Here is a 14,224-nt window from a genome sequence, read left to right as displayed (position 1 = left end):
CCTTGCTCCCACAAAGCTTTGCTCCCACAGTTTCTACCGCGTGATGCTTACGCTACCTTCTCGAACTTCAAATCCCAAACCCCATGCCCAAGCCGTTCGCCACGGCGTTCGAACTTGGTGATCGGCCGTTCGGCCGGGCGTGACACGCACTTGCCGTCTTCGGCCAGGTTGCGGTAGCCCGGGGCGACATTCATCACTTCCAGCATGTATTCGGCATAGGGTTCCCAGTCGGTGGCCATGTGCAGCACACCGCCGACCTTCAACTTGCTGCGCACCAGTTCAGCGAACGACGCCTGGACGATACGGCGCTTGTGGTGGCGGCTCTTGTGCCATGGGTCCGGGAAGAACAGCATCAGCCGGTCGAGGCTGTTGTCGGCCACGCAGCGGTTGAGCACTTCGATGGCGTCGCAATCGTAGACCCGCAGGTTGGTCAGCCCTTGGGTCAGCACGCCGTTGAGCAGCGCACCGACACCGGGACGGTGGACTTCCACGCCGATGAAATCCTGTTCCGGCGCGGCTGCGGCCATTTCCAGCAGCGAGTGGCCCATGCCGAAGCCGATTTCCAGCGAGCGCGGGGCCGAGCGGCCGAACACCTGGTCAAAATCCACCGGGGCATCGGCAAGCGGCAGGACAAACAGCGGCGCGCCCTGCTCCAGGCCGCGTTGCTGGCCTTCGGTCATGCGCCCGGCGCGCATCACGAAACTCTTGATGCGGCGGTGTTGGCGCTCTTCGCCTTCTTCCGGCAGGACAGGCGTGTCGTTCGATTCAGTCATCAATGGCTCTTACTTGATCAGACCATCCAGCGGCGAGGAGGCGCTGGCGTAGAGTTTTTTCGGCATGCGGCCGGCGAGGTACGCCAGGCGCCCAGCGACAATCGCGTGTTTCATGGCTTCGGCCATCAGGATCGGTTGCTGGGCATGGGCGATGGCGGAGTTCATCAGCACCGCTTCGCAACCCAGCTCCATGGCGATGGTGGCGTCGGAGGCGGTACCGACACCGGCATCCACCAGCACCGGGATCTTCGCTTCTTCGAGGATGATCTGCAGGTTGTACGGGTTGCAGATCCCCAGGCCCGTGCCGATCAGGCCGGCCAGCGGCATGACCGCAATGCAGCCGATTTCCGCCAGTTGCCGGGCGATGATCGGGTCATCGCTGGTGTAGACCATCACGTCGAAACCTTCCTTGACCAGGGTTTCAGCGGCCTTGAGGGTTTCGATCACGTTGGGGAACAGGGTTTTCTGGTCCGCCAGCACTTCCAGTTTCACCAGGTTGTGGCCGTCGAGCAGCTCACGGGCCAGGCGACAGGTGCGCACGGCCTCGATGGCGTCGAAGCAGCCGGCGGTGTTCGGCAGGATGGTGTAGCGATCCGGCGGCAGGATATCCAGCAGGTTCGGTTCGCCCGGGTTCTGGCCGATATTGGTGCGGCGCACGGCGACGGTCACGATTTCGGCGCCCGAGGCCTCGATAGCCAGGCGGGTTTCTTCCATGTCGCGGTATTTGCCGGTGCCTACCAGCAAGCGCGACTGGTAGGTACGACCGGCCAGGACGAAGGGCTTGTCGCTACGAACGATGCTCATGGGAAATCCTCTGTTGGGGTGAGGTTCTTGCGAAATGCTGCGAAACCGAAGCGACTAGCCGCCGCCGATGGCATGGACCACTTCGACCGAGTCGCCATCGTTCAACGTGGTTTCGGCGTGCTGGCTGCGCGGGACGATATCCAGATTGAGCTCCACCGCGACGCGACGTCCGGCAAGTTCCAGACGGGTCAGCAGGGCCGCGACGGTTTCACCGTCGGGCAGATCAAGGGGTTCGCCGTTCAACTGAATGCGCATGCCGGATGCCGCCATCATTTTTAGGGGCTGGCATTCTAGCCCGATCAGTCTGGGTGACCCAAGCCATTCGTCATGAAATGGACTGCCCGGTCAGCCCAGCCGCCAGGCGGCAAGCCCCAGGCACAGCCAGCCGATCAGGAACGCCACGCCGCCAAACGGCGTGATGATGCCCAGTTTGCCGATGCCTGTGAGGGTCAGCAGGTACAGGCTGCCGGAGAACAACAGGATGCCCACTACAAAGGAAACCCCGGCCCAAGTGACGATACGCCCGGGGATGTGTGTGGCCAGCAGCGCGACGCCCAGCAGCGCCAGGGTATGCACCAGTTGATAGGTGACGCCAGTGTGGAAAATCGCCAGGTAATCAGCGCTCAGGCGGTTTTTCAGGCCGTGGGCGGCGAACGCCCCCAGTGCCACGCCTGTGAAGCCGAAAAAAGCAGCCAGCATCAGAAAGCTACGCAGCATGAGAACTCCAATCAGACTCGGTGGACAGGGTCTGTATAATGGCCCGCTCGACGGGTTCGGCCAAGCCATCTCTATGCTGCGTTTATTGTTTCGACGATTCCTTAAAGCCCTGCTCTGGTTCGCCGTCGGCAGCGTTGTGCTCGTGCTGCTGTTTCGCGTGGTGCCGCCACCGTTCACCGCGCTGATGATCGAGCGCAAGGTCGAATCCTGGTTCGGTGGCGAACCGATTGACCTGCAACGCACCTGGCAGCCTTGGGATCGGATCTCCGATAGCCTGAAAGTCGCGGTGATCGCCGGTGAAGACCAGAAATTCCCCGAACACTGGGGCTTCGACATCGGCGCGATCCAGGCCGCCTTCGCCCACAACGAGCGTGGTGGTTCGATTCGCGGCGCAAGCACCCTCAGCCAGCAAGTGTCCAAGAATCTGTTCCTGTGGTCGGGTCGCAGCTGGCTGCGCAAAGGGCTGGAGGCCTGGTTCACTGGGCTGATCGAAGTGTTCTGGCCCAAGCAGCGGATCCTTGAGGTGTACCTCAACAGCGTCGAGTGGGATGACGGTGTGTTCGGGGCTGAAGCCGCGGCGCGCCACCATTTCGGGGTCAGCGCCGACGGCTTGTCCCGGCAACAGGCCAGCCTGCTGGCGGCAGTCCTGCCGAATCCGCGCAAGTGGAGCGCCAGCCGGCCGAGTCCTTACGTGCTACGGCGGGCGAGCTGGATTCGCCAGCAGATGAGCCAGTTGGGGGGCGACAGTTACTTACTGGAACTCAATAATTCGCGGCGAGCGCCTTGGGCGCAGTAAACCAAGACACCGCAGATCCCACAGGTGGAGTGTCGGGTCCGAGAGTGAGCACAAACAAAAACGCCCCGATCATCACTGATCGGGGCGTTTCTTATTGCACTACAGCAGGTCAAGCCGCAATCGACACCTTGAGCTTGTTCATCGCGCTTTTCTCAAGCTGGCGAATCCGCTCGGCCGATACGTTGTACTTCTGTGCCAGGTCGTGCAGCGTGGCTTTTTCCTCGGCCAGCCAGCGCTGGTAGAGGATGTCGCGGCTGCGTTCGTCCAGCACTTCCAGGGCTTCGTGCAGGTTGGTGTTGGAGTTGTCGCTCCAGTCGGCATCTTCCAGTTGACGCGCCGGGTCGTACCGGTGGTCTTCCAAGTAGTTGGCCGGCGATTGGAAAGCGCTGTCGTCGTCCGCTTCGGCAGCCGGGTCGAAGGCCATGTCATGGCCGGTCAGGCGGCTTTCCATCTCGCGCACTTCCCGAGGCTCTACGCCCAGGCTTTCGGCTACACGGTGGACTTCTTCGTTGTTCAGCCAGGCCAGGCGTTTCTTCTGGCTGCGCAGGTTGAAGAACAGCTTGCGCTGGGCCTTGGTGGTCGCGACTTTCACGATGCGCCAGTTGCGCAGAATGAACTCGTGGATTTCCGCCTTGATCCAGTGCACCGCAAACGACACCAGGCGCACACCCATTTCCGGGTTGAAACGCTTGACCGCCTTCATCAGGCCGACGTTACCTTCCTGGATCAGGTCGGCCTGGGCCAGCCCGTAGCCGGAATAGCTGCGGGCGATATGTACGACAAAACGCAGGTGGGCGAGCACCATCTGCCGAGCCGCCTCAAGATCCTGCTCATAATAGAGACTCTCGGCCAGTTCACGCTCCTGCTCGGGCGTCAGCAAAGGAATGCTGTTCACCGTGTGCACATAAGCCTCCAGGTTCGCACCCGGGACCAGAGCATAAGCAGGTTGCAAAGAAGTGGTCATACGAAAAAACCTCCGACTCACATAACTCGTGCAGTTCAGCACTGCGAAAATTGACCGGGAACCGTAGGACAAGTTCCCACAAAAACTGAAAGGTCAATACGCGCAAAAACCCTATTTTGGCGCAAGCTCACGCAAGTGGCGTGCTACCGCAATCCATGCACCGATATAACCCAACAGCACCGCGCCAAGCAAGAGCGACAGACCGTCGGCGACTGGCACTCCGGCCAGGGAAAAATCACTGCCGTACAAACCGGCCAGCCCCACTACCGCGTCGTTCAGCCAATCCAGGCCGAACGCCAATACACCCCAGGACAGAATCCCGGCACCGAAACCATACAGCGCCCCCATATAAAGGAAGGGCCTGCGTACATAACTGTCCGTACCGCCGACGAGTTTAATCACTTCTATCTCGGTGCGGCGGTTTTCAATATGAAGACGAATGGTATTGCCTATCACCAAAAGTAATGCAGAAACCAGAAGCACCGTCAGACCGAAGACAAACCGGTCGCCGAGCTTGAGGATCGCCGCAAGACGCTCGACCCAGACTAGATCAAGTTGCGCCTGTTGTACCTTCGGCAACTCGGAAAGTCTTTGTCTTAATGCTTCAAGGGTCGGCTTGTCGACTTCATTCGGCGTCACCAGCACCACGCCCGGCAGCGGATTCTCCGGCAGTTCCTTGAGGGCTTCGCCCAGGCCGGATTGCTGCTGGAACTCTTCAAGTGCCTGTTCGCGTCCGATGTATTCGGCATCGGCCACGCCCGGCATGGCCTTGATCTGCTCACGCAACGCCTGGCCTTCGCCGGGGCTCGCGTCCATCTGCAGGTACAGGGAAATCTGCGCCGCACGCTGCCAGGAACCACCCAGGCGTTCGACATTACTGAGCAATAATGACAGGCCCATGGGCAGGCTCAGGGCCACCGCCATCACCATGCAGGTAAAGAAGCTGCCGATGGGCTGCTTGCCCAGGCGCCGCAGGCTGTCCAGCAGACTGGCGCGATGGCTCTCGATCCAGGCGCGCAACAGCGTGGCGAAGTCCGGGCCGTCGTCATCGTCGCGTTTTTTCTTCTGCGGCTGCGGATCGGAGGCTTTCGGGGCCACACGTTCGGCCACTTTCGGGCTGCGAGTCGCACTCATACGCCAGCCTCCCCGTCACCGATCAAGCGACCGCGCTGCAAGGTAAGCATGCGGTGACGCATGCGCGCGATCAACGCCAGGTCGTGACTGGCGATCAGCACACTGGTGCCCAGGCGGTTGATGTCTTCGAATACACCCATGATCTCCGCCGCCAGGCGCGGGTCGAGGTTACCGGTGGGTTCGTCCGCCAGCAGCAAGGCCGGGCGGTGGACGATGGCGCGGGCGATGCCGACGCGTTGTTGCTGGCCGGTGGACAGGTCGCCGGGGTACAGGTCGGTCTTGTCCGACAGGGCCACGCGCTCCAGGGCCGAGTCCACGCGCTTGATGATCTCGGCCTTGGACAACCCAAGGATCTGCAACGGCAACGCCACGTTATTGAACACGGTGCGATCGAACAGCAACTGGTGATTCTGGAACACCACGCCGATCTGCCGGCGCAGGTAAGGGATCTGTGCATTGCTGATGGTGCTCAGGTCCTGGCCGGCCAGCAGCAGTTTGCCGGTCGAGGGCCGTTCCATCGCCAGCAGCAGGCGCAGCAAGGTGCTTTTACCGGCACCGGAATGGCCGGTGACAAACAGAAACTCGCCCCGACGGACCCGAAAGCTCAGCTCATGCAAGCCGACGTGTCCGTTCGGATAGCGTTTACCGACCTGTTCGAAACGAATCATGAATGCTCCCGTTCGGCAAACAGCGCCTGGACAAAGGGCTCGGCTTCAAAGGTGCGCAAGTCGTCGATGCCTTCACCCACGCCGATATAGCGAATGGGTAGGCCGAACTGCTTGGCCAGGGCGAAAATCACCCCGCCCTTGGCGGTGCCGTCGAGCTTGGTCAGGGCCAGCCCGGTCAGTTCGACGGTCTGGTTGAACTGCTTGGCCTGGTTGATGGCGTTCTGGCCGGTACCGGCGTCCAGCACCAGCAGCACTTCGTGGGGTGCGTCGGCGTCGAGCTTGCCGATCACCCGGCGTACTTTCTTCAATTCTTCCATCAGATTGTCTTTGGTGTGCAGGCGACCGGCCGTGTCGGCGATCAGCACGTCGATGCCACGGGCCTTGGCCGCCTGCACGGCGTCGAAGATCACCGAAGCGGAGTCGGCCCCCGTATGCTGGGCGATCACCGGGATCTTGTTGCGCTCGCCCCACACTTGCAGTTGTTCGACCGCGGCAGCGCGGAAGGTATCGCCCGCAGCCAGCATGACTTTCTTGCCTTCGAGCTGCAGTTTCTTGGCCAGCTTGCCGATGGTAGTGGTCTTGCCTGCGCCGTTGACGCCGACGACCAGGATCACGAACGGCTTGTTCTGCGAAGCGATCACCAGCGGCTGTTCCACCGGCTTGAGCAGGCTGGCCAGCTCACCTTGCAGGGATTTGTACAGCGCATCGGCATCGGTCAGTTGTTTGCGCGCGACTTTCTGGGTCAGGCTCTGGATGATCACCGAGGTGGCTTCGACGCCGACATCGGCAGTCAGCAGGCGGGTCTCGATGTCTTCGAGCAATTCGTCATCGATGGCTTTCTTGCCCAGGAACAGGCTGGCCATGCCTTCGCCGATGCTGGCGCTGGTCTTGGACAGGCCCTGCTTGAGGCGGGCGAAGAAGCCGACCTTGTTTTCCTCGGCGCTACGGACGGGCTCGACGGGGGCCATGGTTTCCAACACGGCAGGTGCCGGTTCGGGTGCGGCAGGCGCAACCACAGGTGCAACGACGGCGGCCGGCGGTTCAATGACAGCTTCGACGACGGGAGTCTCGATAACCTGTGTCGGCGCTGGAATCGGCGGGGTGATATGGGGCGCCGTTTCCTCGACCAGCGCGACCGGCTCTTCAGCCACCGGCAAGGTCAACCAGGGCGTTTGCCCGGCGGGCGGGGTCAGAGGCTGTTCGACCACCGGCTCGGCAACGGGCTCAGGCGCGACCGGTTGCAGCACCGGCTCGGCAATCGGCAGGATAATTGGCGCAGCTTCTTCGACTACCGCCTCGGCATCGGGCTCAGGCAGCGTCTGTGGCTGTTCGACGACGGTTTCCTGCGGCTTCTTGCGCAGCCATCCGAACAGGCCTTTTTTTTCACCAGCCGCAGCTGGGGTCTTCTTGTCGTCGTTGGAACCAAACATGGAGGACGGCTATCTCACGGTAGCGACGCGCCACGAAGGCGCCTCGGTGATAAATATTCAATGCTGAACAGACTGCGTTTCATCCAGCTTGTTCACGCGCAACATTTTGTCGAAGCGTCCCCAGGACACCTCAAAGTCGATTTTTTCGAAGGACTGGTACGGCATCATCGGCGAAAACGCCGGGATCAACAGGCAATCCCAAGGCTTCTCCGAGGAACCCAAACAGCCAGGGGTCGATAAAAGACCCGATAGGCGTGGCCGCCAGTAAAACGGATCAGTATCCTAGCACCTCCTCGCCTGCTGAGGCTAAGGCCAAGCGGGCAACCCAACAGGTTTAAACACGAATGAATGCTCTTGCCCGCCGCGCCGCAGGCCTGCTGCTCAGCACAGTTTGTCTGCCTCTTTCAGCCTTGGCTGCCGATCCACAACCCACCCACGAATTCACCCTCGACAACGGCCTGAAGGTCGTCGTGCGCGAAGACCATCGTGCGCCAGTGGTGGTGTCCCAGGTCTGGTACAAGGTTGGCTCCAGCTACGAAACGCCAGGCCAGACCGGTTTGTCCCATGCCCTCGAGCACATGATGTTCAAGGGCAGTGAAAAAGTCGGCCCCGGCGAAGCGTCGCTGATCCTGCGCGACCTCGGTGCCGAAGAGAACGCCTTCACCAGCGATGACTTCACCGCCTACTACCAGGTGCTGGCCCGTGACCGCCTGGGCGTGGCCTTCGAACTGGAAGCCGACCGCATGGCCAGCCTGCGCCTGCCGCCGGAGGAGTTCAGCCGTGAGATCGAGGTGATCAAGGAAGAGCGCCGCATGCGCACCGACGACAAGCCCATGTCCAAGGCCTACGAGCGTTTCAAGGCCATGGCTTATCCGGCCAGCGGTTATCACACGCCGACCATCGGCTGGATGGCCGATCTGGACCGGATGACCGTCGAGGAACTGCGTCACTGGTACGAATCCTGGTACACCCCGAACAACGCGACCCTGGTGGTGGTCGGCGACGTGACGCCAGACGAGGTCAAGTCCCTGGCCCAGCGTTATTTTGGCCCGATCGCGCGGCGCGCGGTGCCGGTGGCGAAAATCCCCCTGGAACTGGCCGAACCCGGCGAGCGCCAGATCACCTTGCATGTGCAGACCCAACTGCCCAGCGTGATGCTGGCCTTCAATGTGCCGAGCATCGCCACCGCGACGGACAAGGGTTCGGTCAACGCACTGCGGCTGATCTCGGCCCTGTTGGACGGCGGCTACAGCGGTCGCATCCCGACCCAACTGGAGCGCGGCGAAGAGCTGGTGTCCGGCGGCTCGTCGAGTTACGACGCCTTCACCCGCGGCGACTCGCTGTTCACGTTGTCGGCGACGCCCAACACGCAGAAAAACAAAACCCTCGCCCAGGCCGAAGCGGGCCTGTGGCGCTTGCTTGAGCAGTTGAAAACCACCGCCCCGACCGCCGACGAACTGGAGCGCGTTCGCGCCCAGGTCATCGCCGGCCTGGTGTATGAACGCGACTCGATCACCAGCCAGGCCACCGCCATCGGCCAGTTGGAGACCGTCGGCCTGTCCTGGAAGCTGATGGATACCGAACTCGCCGAACTGCAAAGCGTGACCCCACAAGACATCCAGAAGGCAGCCCAGCTGTATTTCACCCGCTCGCGCCTGAGCGTTGCGCATGTCCTGCCCGAGGAGAAAGCTCATGAGTGAGCGTCAATCATCGCGCCGGGTGCTGATCGGCCTGGTATCGATCGCCCTGGTCGGCGCGCTGGCCTTTTACCTGTCGCCGTCGAGCAGTTCCAACGCCAGCCAGGCATTGGACAAGGCCAAGTCCGGCAACAAACTGCAATCTTTGCTCGAACTGAACGACAAGGCGCCCAGTCGGCGCCAGCTCGACGTGCAAACCTGGAAAACCGCTGACGGCGCCAAGGTGCTGTTCGTCGAAGCCCGGGAGTTGCCAATGTTCGACCTGCGCCTGACCTTCGCCGCCGGCAGCAGCCAGGACGGCGACGCCCCCGGTCTCGCGCTGTTGACCAACGCCATGCTCAACGAAGGCGTGGCCGGCAAGGACGTCAGCGCCATTGCCCAAGGCTTCGAAAGTCTCGGCGCGGACTTCGGCAACGGTGCCTACCGGGACATGGCCGTGGCATCCCTGCGCAGCCTCAGCGCAGTCGACAAGCGTGAACCGGCGCTGAAGCTGTTCGCCGAAGTCGTCGGCAAGCCAACCTTCCCCGCTGACTCCTTCGCCCGAATCAAGAACCAGATGCTCGACGGTTTCGAATACCAGAAGCAGAACCCGGGCAAACTGGCCGGCCTGGAACTGATGAAGCGCCTGTATGGCGAGCATCCTTATGCCCACTCCAGCGATGGCACCGCCGACAGCATTCCCCCGATCACCCTGGCCCAGGCCCGGGCTTTCCACGCCAAGGCCTACGCCGCCGGCAACGCCGTGATCGCGCTGGTGGGGGATTTGTCCCGCGCCGAAGCCGAAGCGATTGCCAGCCAGGTATCCGCCGCACTGCCAAAAGGCCCGGCCCTGGCGAAAACCCCGCCACCGGTGGAACCGAAGGCGAGCATCGGCCACATCGAATTCCCGTCCAAGCAGACCAACCTGATGCTCGCGCAACTGGGCATCGACCGCGACGACCCGGACTATGCCGCAGTGTCCCTGGGCAACCAGATCCTCGGCGGCGGTGGCTTCGGCACGCGGTTGATGACCGAGGTGCGGGAAAAGCGCGGCCTGACCTACGGCGTGTACTCCGGCTTCACGGCGATGCAGGCCCGCGGCCCATTCATGATCAACCTGCAGACCCGTGCCGAAATGAGCGAAGGCACCCTGAAACTGGTGCAGGACGTATTCGCCGACTACCTCAAGAACGGTCCCACCCAAAAAGAACTCGATGACGCCAAGCGTGAGTTGGCGGGCAGCTTCCCGCTGTCCACCGCCAGCAATGCCGACATCGTCGGCCAACTCGGTGCCATGGGCTTCTATGACTTGCCGCTGAGCTACCTGGAGGACTTCATGCGCCAGTCCCAGGAACTGACGGTCGAGCAGGTCAAGGCCGCGCTGAACAAGCACCTTAGCACCGACAAAATGGTCATCGTCACCGCCGGTCCGAGCGTGCCGCAAAAGCCGCTGCCGCCCCCCACTGACAAACCTGCCGAGCAGCCGCTCGGGGTCCCGGAGCACTAATGGCCCGTCCATCGAATTCCAGCAAGAAACCCGTGCACAACGGTGTGAACCAGTTGCGCATCATCGGTGGCGAATGGCGCAGCCGGCGCCTGAGTTTCCCGGATGCCCCGGGCCTGCGCCCCACTCCCGACCGCGTGCGGGAAACCCTGTTCAACTGGCTCGCCCCCTACGTGGCCGGAGCCCGGGTACTCGACCCATTCGCCGGCAGCGGCGCGCTGTTTCTCGAAGCGCTGTCCCGTGGCGCCGCCATGGGCCAGGCACTGGACGCCAGCAGCCTGGCCGTCTCCAGCCTGAAAGAACACTTGGGCACCCTGCGTTGCACCGTCGGCCAGGTGCAGACCGCCGACGCATTGCGCTATCTGGAAAGCCAACCGGCGACGCCTTTCGACCTGGTGTTCCTGGACCCACCGTTCAACCAGAATCTGTTGCCGACGGTCTGCACGCTGCTCGAGGAGCGTCAGTGGCTGGCCGAGGATGCCTGGGTCTACACTGAAAGCGAGACTGCCCCGTCCACCCTGGGCTTGCCGAGCAATTGGCGCTTGCATCGCGAGCAGAAATCCGGACGGGTGTATTATGCGTTGTGGCAACGTTTGGCAAAGGACATTGGCTGAACGGCTGACCAGTGCATCGAGAACAAGAATGATGTCCGCCGCATCCGAACGTTTCGTCCCCGCCCCGGGCCTTGGCAATCCGCACCTGCAAACCCTGTGGGGCCCGTTATGGCGCAAGACCACTCACATCGACCGCCAACGCGAACGCCTATGGCTGGAAGACGGTGATTTCCTCGACCTCGACTGGCACGGCCCCCACAGCGTGGAGGCGCCACTGGTGCTGGTCCTCCATGGGCTGACTGGTTCTTCCAACTCACCTTACGTGGCCGGGCTGCAACAAGCCCTTGGCCGCCAGGGCTGGGCCAGTGCAGCCTTGAACTGGCGTGGCTGCTCGGGCGAGCCGAACCTGCTGCCCCGCAGCTACCACTCGGGCGTCAGCGAAGACCTGGCCGCCGCCATCGCCCACTTGCGCACCCGACGGCCCTTGGCGCCGTTGTTTGCAGTGGGTTATTCATTGGGTGGCAATGTGTTGCTCAAGCACCTGGGGGAAACCGGCAGCGACAGCCAGTTACAAGGGGCAGTGGCGGTCTCGGTACCGTTTCGCCTGGACCAGTGCGCCGATCGCATCGGCCAGGGATTCTCCAAGTTCTACCAGGCGCATTTCATGCGGCAGATGGTCGCCTATGTGCGCAACAAGCAACGTCAGTTCCAGCACGACGGACGCCACGAAGGCCTGGCGACCCTGGCGGCGCTTGGCCCGCTGGAGAACATGCGCACGTTCTGGGACTTTGACGGTCGGGTGACGGCGCCGCTGCACGGGTTCTCCGATGCGGCGGATTACTACCGTCGCGCCTCCAGCCGTTATTTCATGGCGGGGATCAGCACGCCGACCCTGGTCATCCAGGCCGCCGACGATCCTTTTGTATTCCCTCACAGCCTGCCCGAACCGGACGAGTTATCCACCTCGACCCGACTCGAACTACACGCCCAGGGCGGGCATGTAGGGTTTGTCGACGGGACCCTGCGGCGCCCGGGGTACTACCTGGAGCGGCGGATTCCCGATTGGCTGGCCAGCCTGGGGCGTGGCTGACCATGGCAGGATTTGCAACCCAAACAAATCCCTTGTGGGAGCGAGCCTGCTCGCGATAGCGGTAGATCAACGACATTGAGGTTTACTGACATACCGTCATCGCGAGCAGGCTCGCTCCCACAATTTTTTCCGGGGTGTTCGCGAAATGGGTGTTCACCAAGAATCCCTTGTGGGAGCGAGCCTGCTCGCGATAGCGGTAGATCAGCGACATTGAGGTTGACTGACATACCGTCATCGCGAGCAGGCTCGCTCCCACAATTTTTTCCGGGGTATTCGCGAAATGGGTGTTCACCAAGAATCCCTTGTGGGAGCGAGCCTGCTCGCGATAGCGGTGGATCAGCGACATTGAGGTTTACTGACATACCGTCATCGCGAGCAGGCTCGCTCCCACAATTTTTTCCGGGGTGTTCGCGAAATGGGTGTTCACCAAGAATCCCCCCTGTGGGAGCGAGCCTGCTCGCGATAGCGGTGGATCAGTGACATTGAGGCTGACTGACATACCTTCATCGCGAGCAGGCTCGCTCCCACAGGGGTTTGGGGTGTGAGCGTTATTCGCCCGTCGCCACGCCCCGCTGGGGATCATTGATCCATTCACTCCACGAGCCGGCGTACAGTTTCCCCAAGGGATACCCTGCCAGGCACAAGGCAAACAGGTTATGACACGCCGTCACGCCGGAGCCGCAATAGGCCACCAGTTCGGTGGGCGAGCGCTCGCCCAGTTTTTCGGCGAAGCGCTGCTTGAGCTGGTCGGCCGGCAAGAAGCGGCCATCGGCGCCCAGGTTGTCGGTGAACGCAGCGCACTGGGCGCCCGGGATATGCCCAGCCACCGGATCGATCGGCTCGACTTCCCCCTTGAAACGCGGCAACGCCCGGGCATCGAGGAGGGTCATTTCCGATTGGCCGAGGCGTTGTTGCAGCGCTTGGGCACTGAGCACCAGGCTCGCATCCGGCGCACCGCTGAAGGTCCCGCGGTTGTTCTGCGGCGGATCCAGGCTCAAAGGCAAGCCGGCAGCATGCCAGGCCTTGAGCCCGCCATCGAGGATGCACACGCCATCGCGCTTGCCCAACCAGGCCAGCAACCACCAGGCCCGCGCGGCATAGGCACCGGGACCGTCGTCATACAGCACCACATCGCTATCGTTATCGATCCCCCAGGCCTTGAGTCGCTCTATCAAGGCCCCGGGCTCCGGCAGCGGATGACGCCCGGTCACGCCTTTGGTCACCGACCCGCTCAGGTCGCGCTCAAGGTCCGCGAACGACGCACCGGCGATGTGCCCCTCGGCATAACTGCGCTGACCGTAATCCGGGTCTTCCAGGGCAAAGCGGCAATCGAGGATGACCAGCCCGGGCTGTGATCGCCGCCGTTCGAGGGCTTGAGGACTGATGAGTTGCGCAATAGGCATGGTGAGCTCCTGTGGCTAAGTCGGGATCGGTCCTACTGCCCTTCCTCCAGGGTCTGGGCCAGGGGGACGTAGAATTCTTTGAACAGCGCATCCACCGCATCGCGCGCCTGGTCGGTCACGAAACCGGCTTCCAGCACCAGGACCTGATAGACGCCACGCTTGATGGCCTGCTCACTCAGGTGACTGAAGTTTTCCCGCGTGGTGCACAGGAACCGTACCCAGGACGTGAGGATGATCCAGGCATTGAGGGTCAGGGACTCGATCTGCACCCGGTCCATCTTCAGGATGCCGGCGGCAACGAAGCCTTCATAGATAGCGGTACCGTGGATCAGGCTGCGCTGGGAAAACCGTCGATAGCGCGCCGCGAGGTCCGGGTCACTGTCGAGCAGATGCTCCAGGTCCCGGTGCAGGAAACGATAGCGCCACATGGCCGACAGCAGCTCCTGCAGGTAGAAGCGCTTGTCCTCCACCGTGGCCGCACGGCCCTGGGGCGGGCGCAGGAAACTGTCCACCAGGTTCTCGTATTCACTGAACAGCACGGCAATGATCGCCTGCTTGTTGGGGAAGTGGTAGTAGAGGTTGCCTGGGGACATGTCCATGTGGGCGGCGATGTGGTTGGTGCTGACGCTGCGCTCGCCCTGCTGATTGAACAGCTCAAGGCTGTTTTGCACGATGCGCTCGCTGGTTTTCATTCGTGGGGCCATGGTTTGG

Annotated in this window: 16 protein-coding genes; 5 read left to right on the top strand and 11 right to left on the bottom strand. The window is 62.2% G+C overall.

Going from position 1 to position 14,224, the window contains the following annotated elements:
• Positions 1–47: 47 nt before the first annotated feature.
• The 4 genes from trmB to AC30D9_RS09130 form a co-directional block, all read right to left on the bottom strand.
• The gene (gene trmB, locus AC30D9_RS09145; RefSeq protein ID WP_490143912.1) at positions 48–773 is read right to left on the bottom strand and encodes a tRNA (guanosine(46)-N7)-methyltransferase TrmB; all 726 of its coding nucleotides are present in this window, start codon (positions 771–773) and stop codon (positions 48–50) included.
• 9 nt (positions 774–782) lie between these two features.
• Positions 783–1,577, bottom strand: coding sequence for a thiazole synthase (locus AC30D9_RS09140; RefSeq protein WP_003177480.1), 795 nt, complete (start codon positions 1,575–1,577; stop codon positions 783–785).
• A 54-nt stretch (positions 1,578–1,631) separates the two neighbouring features.
• On the bottom strand, positions 1,632–1,832 hold the full coding sequence (thiS, locus tag AC30D9_RS09135) for a sulfur carrier protein ThiS (RefSeq protein ID WP_162893874.1): 201 nt from the start codon (positions 1,830–1,832) through the stop codon (positions 1,632–1,634).
• Between the two features lie 90 nt (positions 1,833–1,922).
• Positions 1,923–2,294 carry a DUF423 domain-containing protein gene (locus AC30D9_RS09130; protein ID WP_134926234.1) on the bottom strand — a complete coding sequence of 124 codons (372 nt, stop codon included), beginning with the start codon at positions 2,292–2,294 and terminating at the stop codon, positions 1,923–1,925.
• A gap of 73 nt (positions 2,295–2,367) precedes the next feature.
• Between AC30D9_RS09130 and mtgA the strand changes: the two genes are divergently transcribed.
• The gene (mtgA, locus tag AC30D9_RS09125) at positions 2,368–3,090 is read left to right on the top strand and encodes a monofunctional biosynthetic peptidoglycan transglycosylase (RefSeq protein WP_134926235.1); all 723 of its coding nucleotides are present in this window, start codon (positions 2,368–2,370) and stop codon (positions 3,088–3,090) included.
• Between the two features lie 109 nt (positions 3,091–3,199).
• Here the strand turns inward: mtgA and rpoH are convergent, their stop codons facing one another.
• The 4 genes from rpoH to ftsY all read right to left on the bottom strand — a co-directional run bounded on the left by rpoH (position 3,200) and on the right by ftsY (position 7,286).
• The gene (gene rpoH / locus AC30D9_RS09120) at positions 3,200–4,054 is read right to left on the bottom strand and encodes an RNA polymerase sigma factor RpoH (RefSeq protein WP_003177476.1); all 855 of its coding nucleotides are present in this window, start codon (positions 4,052–4,054) and stop codon (positions 3,200–3,202) included.
• A 111-nt stretch (positions 4,055–4,165) separates the two neighbouring features.
• Positions 4,166–5,188, bottom strand: coding sequence for a permease-like cell division protein FtsX (gene ftsX, locus AC30D9_RS09115; RefSeq protein ID WP_134926236.1), 1,023 nt, complete (start codon positions 5,186–5,188; stop codon positions 4,166–4,168).
• Positions 5,185–5,856, bottom strand: coding sequence for a cell division ATP-binding protein FtsE (gene ftsE / locus AC30D9_RS09110; RefSeq protein WP_003177474.1), 672 nt, complete (start codon positions 5,854–5,856; stop codon positions 5,185–5,187). The genes ftsX and ftsE overlap by 4 nt, the downstream gene beginning before the upstream one ends.
• Positions 5,853–7,286 carry a signal recognition particle-docking protein FtsY gene (gene ftsY / locus AC30D9_RS09105; RefSeq protein WP_490143911.1) on the bottom strand — a complete coding sequence of 478 codons (1,434 nt, stop codon included), beginning with the start codon at positions 7,284–7,286 and terminating at the stop codon, positions 5,853–5,855. The genes ftsE and ftsY overlap by 4 nt, the downstream gene beginning before the upstream one ends.
• 344 nt (positions 7,287–7,630) lie before the next feature.
• Between ftsY and AC30D9_RS09100 the strand changes: the two genes are divergently transcribed.
• From AC30D9_RS09100 to AC30D9_RS09085, 4 genes are read left to right on the top strand one after another with little or no spacing between them, the layout of a single operon-like run.
• The gene (locus tag AC30D9_RS09100) at positions 7,631–8,986 is read left to right on the top strand and encodes a M16 family metallopeptidase (RefSeq protein WP_134926238.1); all 1,356 of its coding nucleotides are present in this window, start codon (positions 7,631–7,633) and stop codon (positions 8,984–8,986) included.
• A complete protein-coding gene (locus tag AC30D9_RS09095; RefSeq protein ID WP_490143910.1) occupies positions 8,979–10,469 on the top strand; it encodes a M16 family metallopeptidase in 1,491 nt (496 codons plus the stop codon). The genes AC30D9_RS09100 and AC30D9_RS09095 overlap by 8 nt, the downstream gene beginning before the upstream one ends.
• Complete coding sequence (gene rsmD, locus AC30D9_RS09090; protein ID WP_490143909.1) at positions 10,469–11,080, top strand: 16S rRNA (guanine(966)-N(2))-methyltransferase RsmD; 612 nt, start codon at positions 10,469–10,471, stop codon at positions 11,078–11,080. Before AC30D9_RS09095 ends, rsmD begins: the two co-directional genes overlap by 1 nt.
• Positions 11,081–11,111: 31 nt before the next feature.
• Positions 11,112–12,110, top strand: coding sequence for a hydrolase (locus AC30D9_RS09085; protein WP_134926709.1), 999 nt, complete (start codon positions 11,112–11,114; stop codon positions 12,108–12,110).
• 82 nt (positions 12,111–12,192) lie between these two features.
• Here AC30D9_RS09085 and AC30D9_RS09080 read toward each other — a convergent pair whose 3' ends face one another.
• The 3 genes from AC30D9_RS09080 to AC30D9_RS09070 form a co-directional block, all read right to left on the bottom strand.
• Complete coding sequence (locus tag AC30D9_RS09080; RefSeq protein WP_490143908.1) at positions 12,193–12,456, bottom strand: hypothetical protein; 264 nt, start codon at positions 12,454–12,456, stop codon at positions 12,193–12,195.
• 202 nt (positions 12,457–12,658) lie between these two features.
• Positions 12,659–13,513 carry a sulfurtransferase gene (locus AC30D9_RS09075; protein WP_490143907.1) on the bottom strand — a complete coding sequence of 285 codons (855 nt, stop codon included), beginning with the start codon at positions 13,511–13,513 and terminating at the stop codon, positions 12,659–12,661.
• Between the two features lie 32 nt (positions 13,514–13,545).
• Entirely contained in the window at positions 13,546–14,217 is a 672-nt protein-coding gene (locus AC30D9_RS09070) for a TetR/AcrR family transcriptional regulator (protein ID WP_109752430.1), read from the bottom strand.
• Positions 14,218–14,224 lie beyond the last annotated feature (7 nt).

It is taken from the genome of Pseudomonas sp. DF11, assembly GCF_058148565.1.
Note: the sequence above shows the minus strand (reverse complement) of the source record. Positions and strands in the feature narration are given on the sequence as shown.

Bases quoted from the DNA above. Each gene is read 5' to 3' on its own strand.
- trmB (WP_490143912.1), bottom strand. From the start codon at position 773: ATGACTGAATCGAACGACACGCCTGTCCTGCCGGAAGAAGGCGAAGAG.
- AC30D9_RS09140 (WP_003177480.1), bottom strand. From the start codon at position 1,577: ATGAGCATCGTTCGTAGCGACAAGCCCTTCGTCCTGGCCGGTCGTACC.
- thiS (WP_162893874.1), bottom strand. From the start codon at position 1,832: ATGCGCATTCAGTTGAACGGCGAACCCCTTGATCTGCCCGACGGTGAA.
- AC30D9_RS09130 (WP_134926234.1), bottom strand. From the start codon at position 2,294: ATGCTGCGTAGCTTTCTGATGCTGGCTGCTTTTTTCGGCTTCACAGGC.
- mtgA (WP_134926235.1), top strand. From the start codon at position 2,368: ATGCTGCGTTTATTGTTTCGACGATTCCTTAAAGCCCTGCTCTGGTTC.
- rpoH (WP_003177476.1), bottom strand. From the start codon at position 4,054: ATGACCACTTCTTTGCAACCTGCTTATGCTCTGGTCCCGGGTGCGAAC.
- ftsX (WP_134926236.1), bottom strand. From the start codon at position 5,188: ATGAGTGCGACTCGCAGCCCGAAAGTGGCCGAACGTGTGGCCCCGAAA.
- ftsE (WP_003177474.1), bottom strand. From the start codon at position 5,856: ATGATTCGTTTCGAACAGGTCGGTAAACGCTATCCGAACGGACACGTC.
- ftsY (WP_490143911.1), bottom strand. From the start codon at position 7,286: ATGTTTGGTTCCAACGACGACAAGAAGACCCCAGCTGCGGCTGGTGAA.
- AC30D9_RS09100 (WP_134926238.1), top strand. From the start codon at position 7,631: ATGAATGCTCTTGCCCGCCGCGCCGCAGGCCTGCTGCTCAGCACAGTT.
- AC30D9_RS09095 (WP_490143910.1), top strand. From the start codon at position 8,979: ATGAGTGAGCGTCAATCATCGCGCCGGGTGCTGATCGGCCTGGTATCG.
- rsmD (WP_490143909.1), top strand. From the start codon at position 10,469: ATGGCCCGTCCATCGAATTCCAGCAAGAAACCCGTGCACAACGGTGTG.
- AC30D9_RS09085 (WP_134926709.1), top strand. From the start codon at position 11,112: ATGTCCGCCGCATCCGAACGTTTCGTCCCCGCCCCGGGCCTTGGCAAT.
- AC30D9_RS09080 (WP_490143908.1), bottom strand. From the start codon at position 12,456: ATGTCGCTGATCCACCGCTATCGCGAGCAGGCTCGCTCCCACAAGGGA.
- AC30D9_RS09075 (WP_490143907.1), bottom strand. From the start codon at position 13,513: ATGCCTATTGCGCAACTCATCAGTCCTCAAGCCCTCGAACGGCGGCGA.
- AC30D9_RS09070 (WP_109752430.1), bottom strand. From the start codon at position 14,217: ATGGCCCCACGAATGAAAACCAGCGAGCGCATCGTGCAAAACAGCCTT.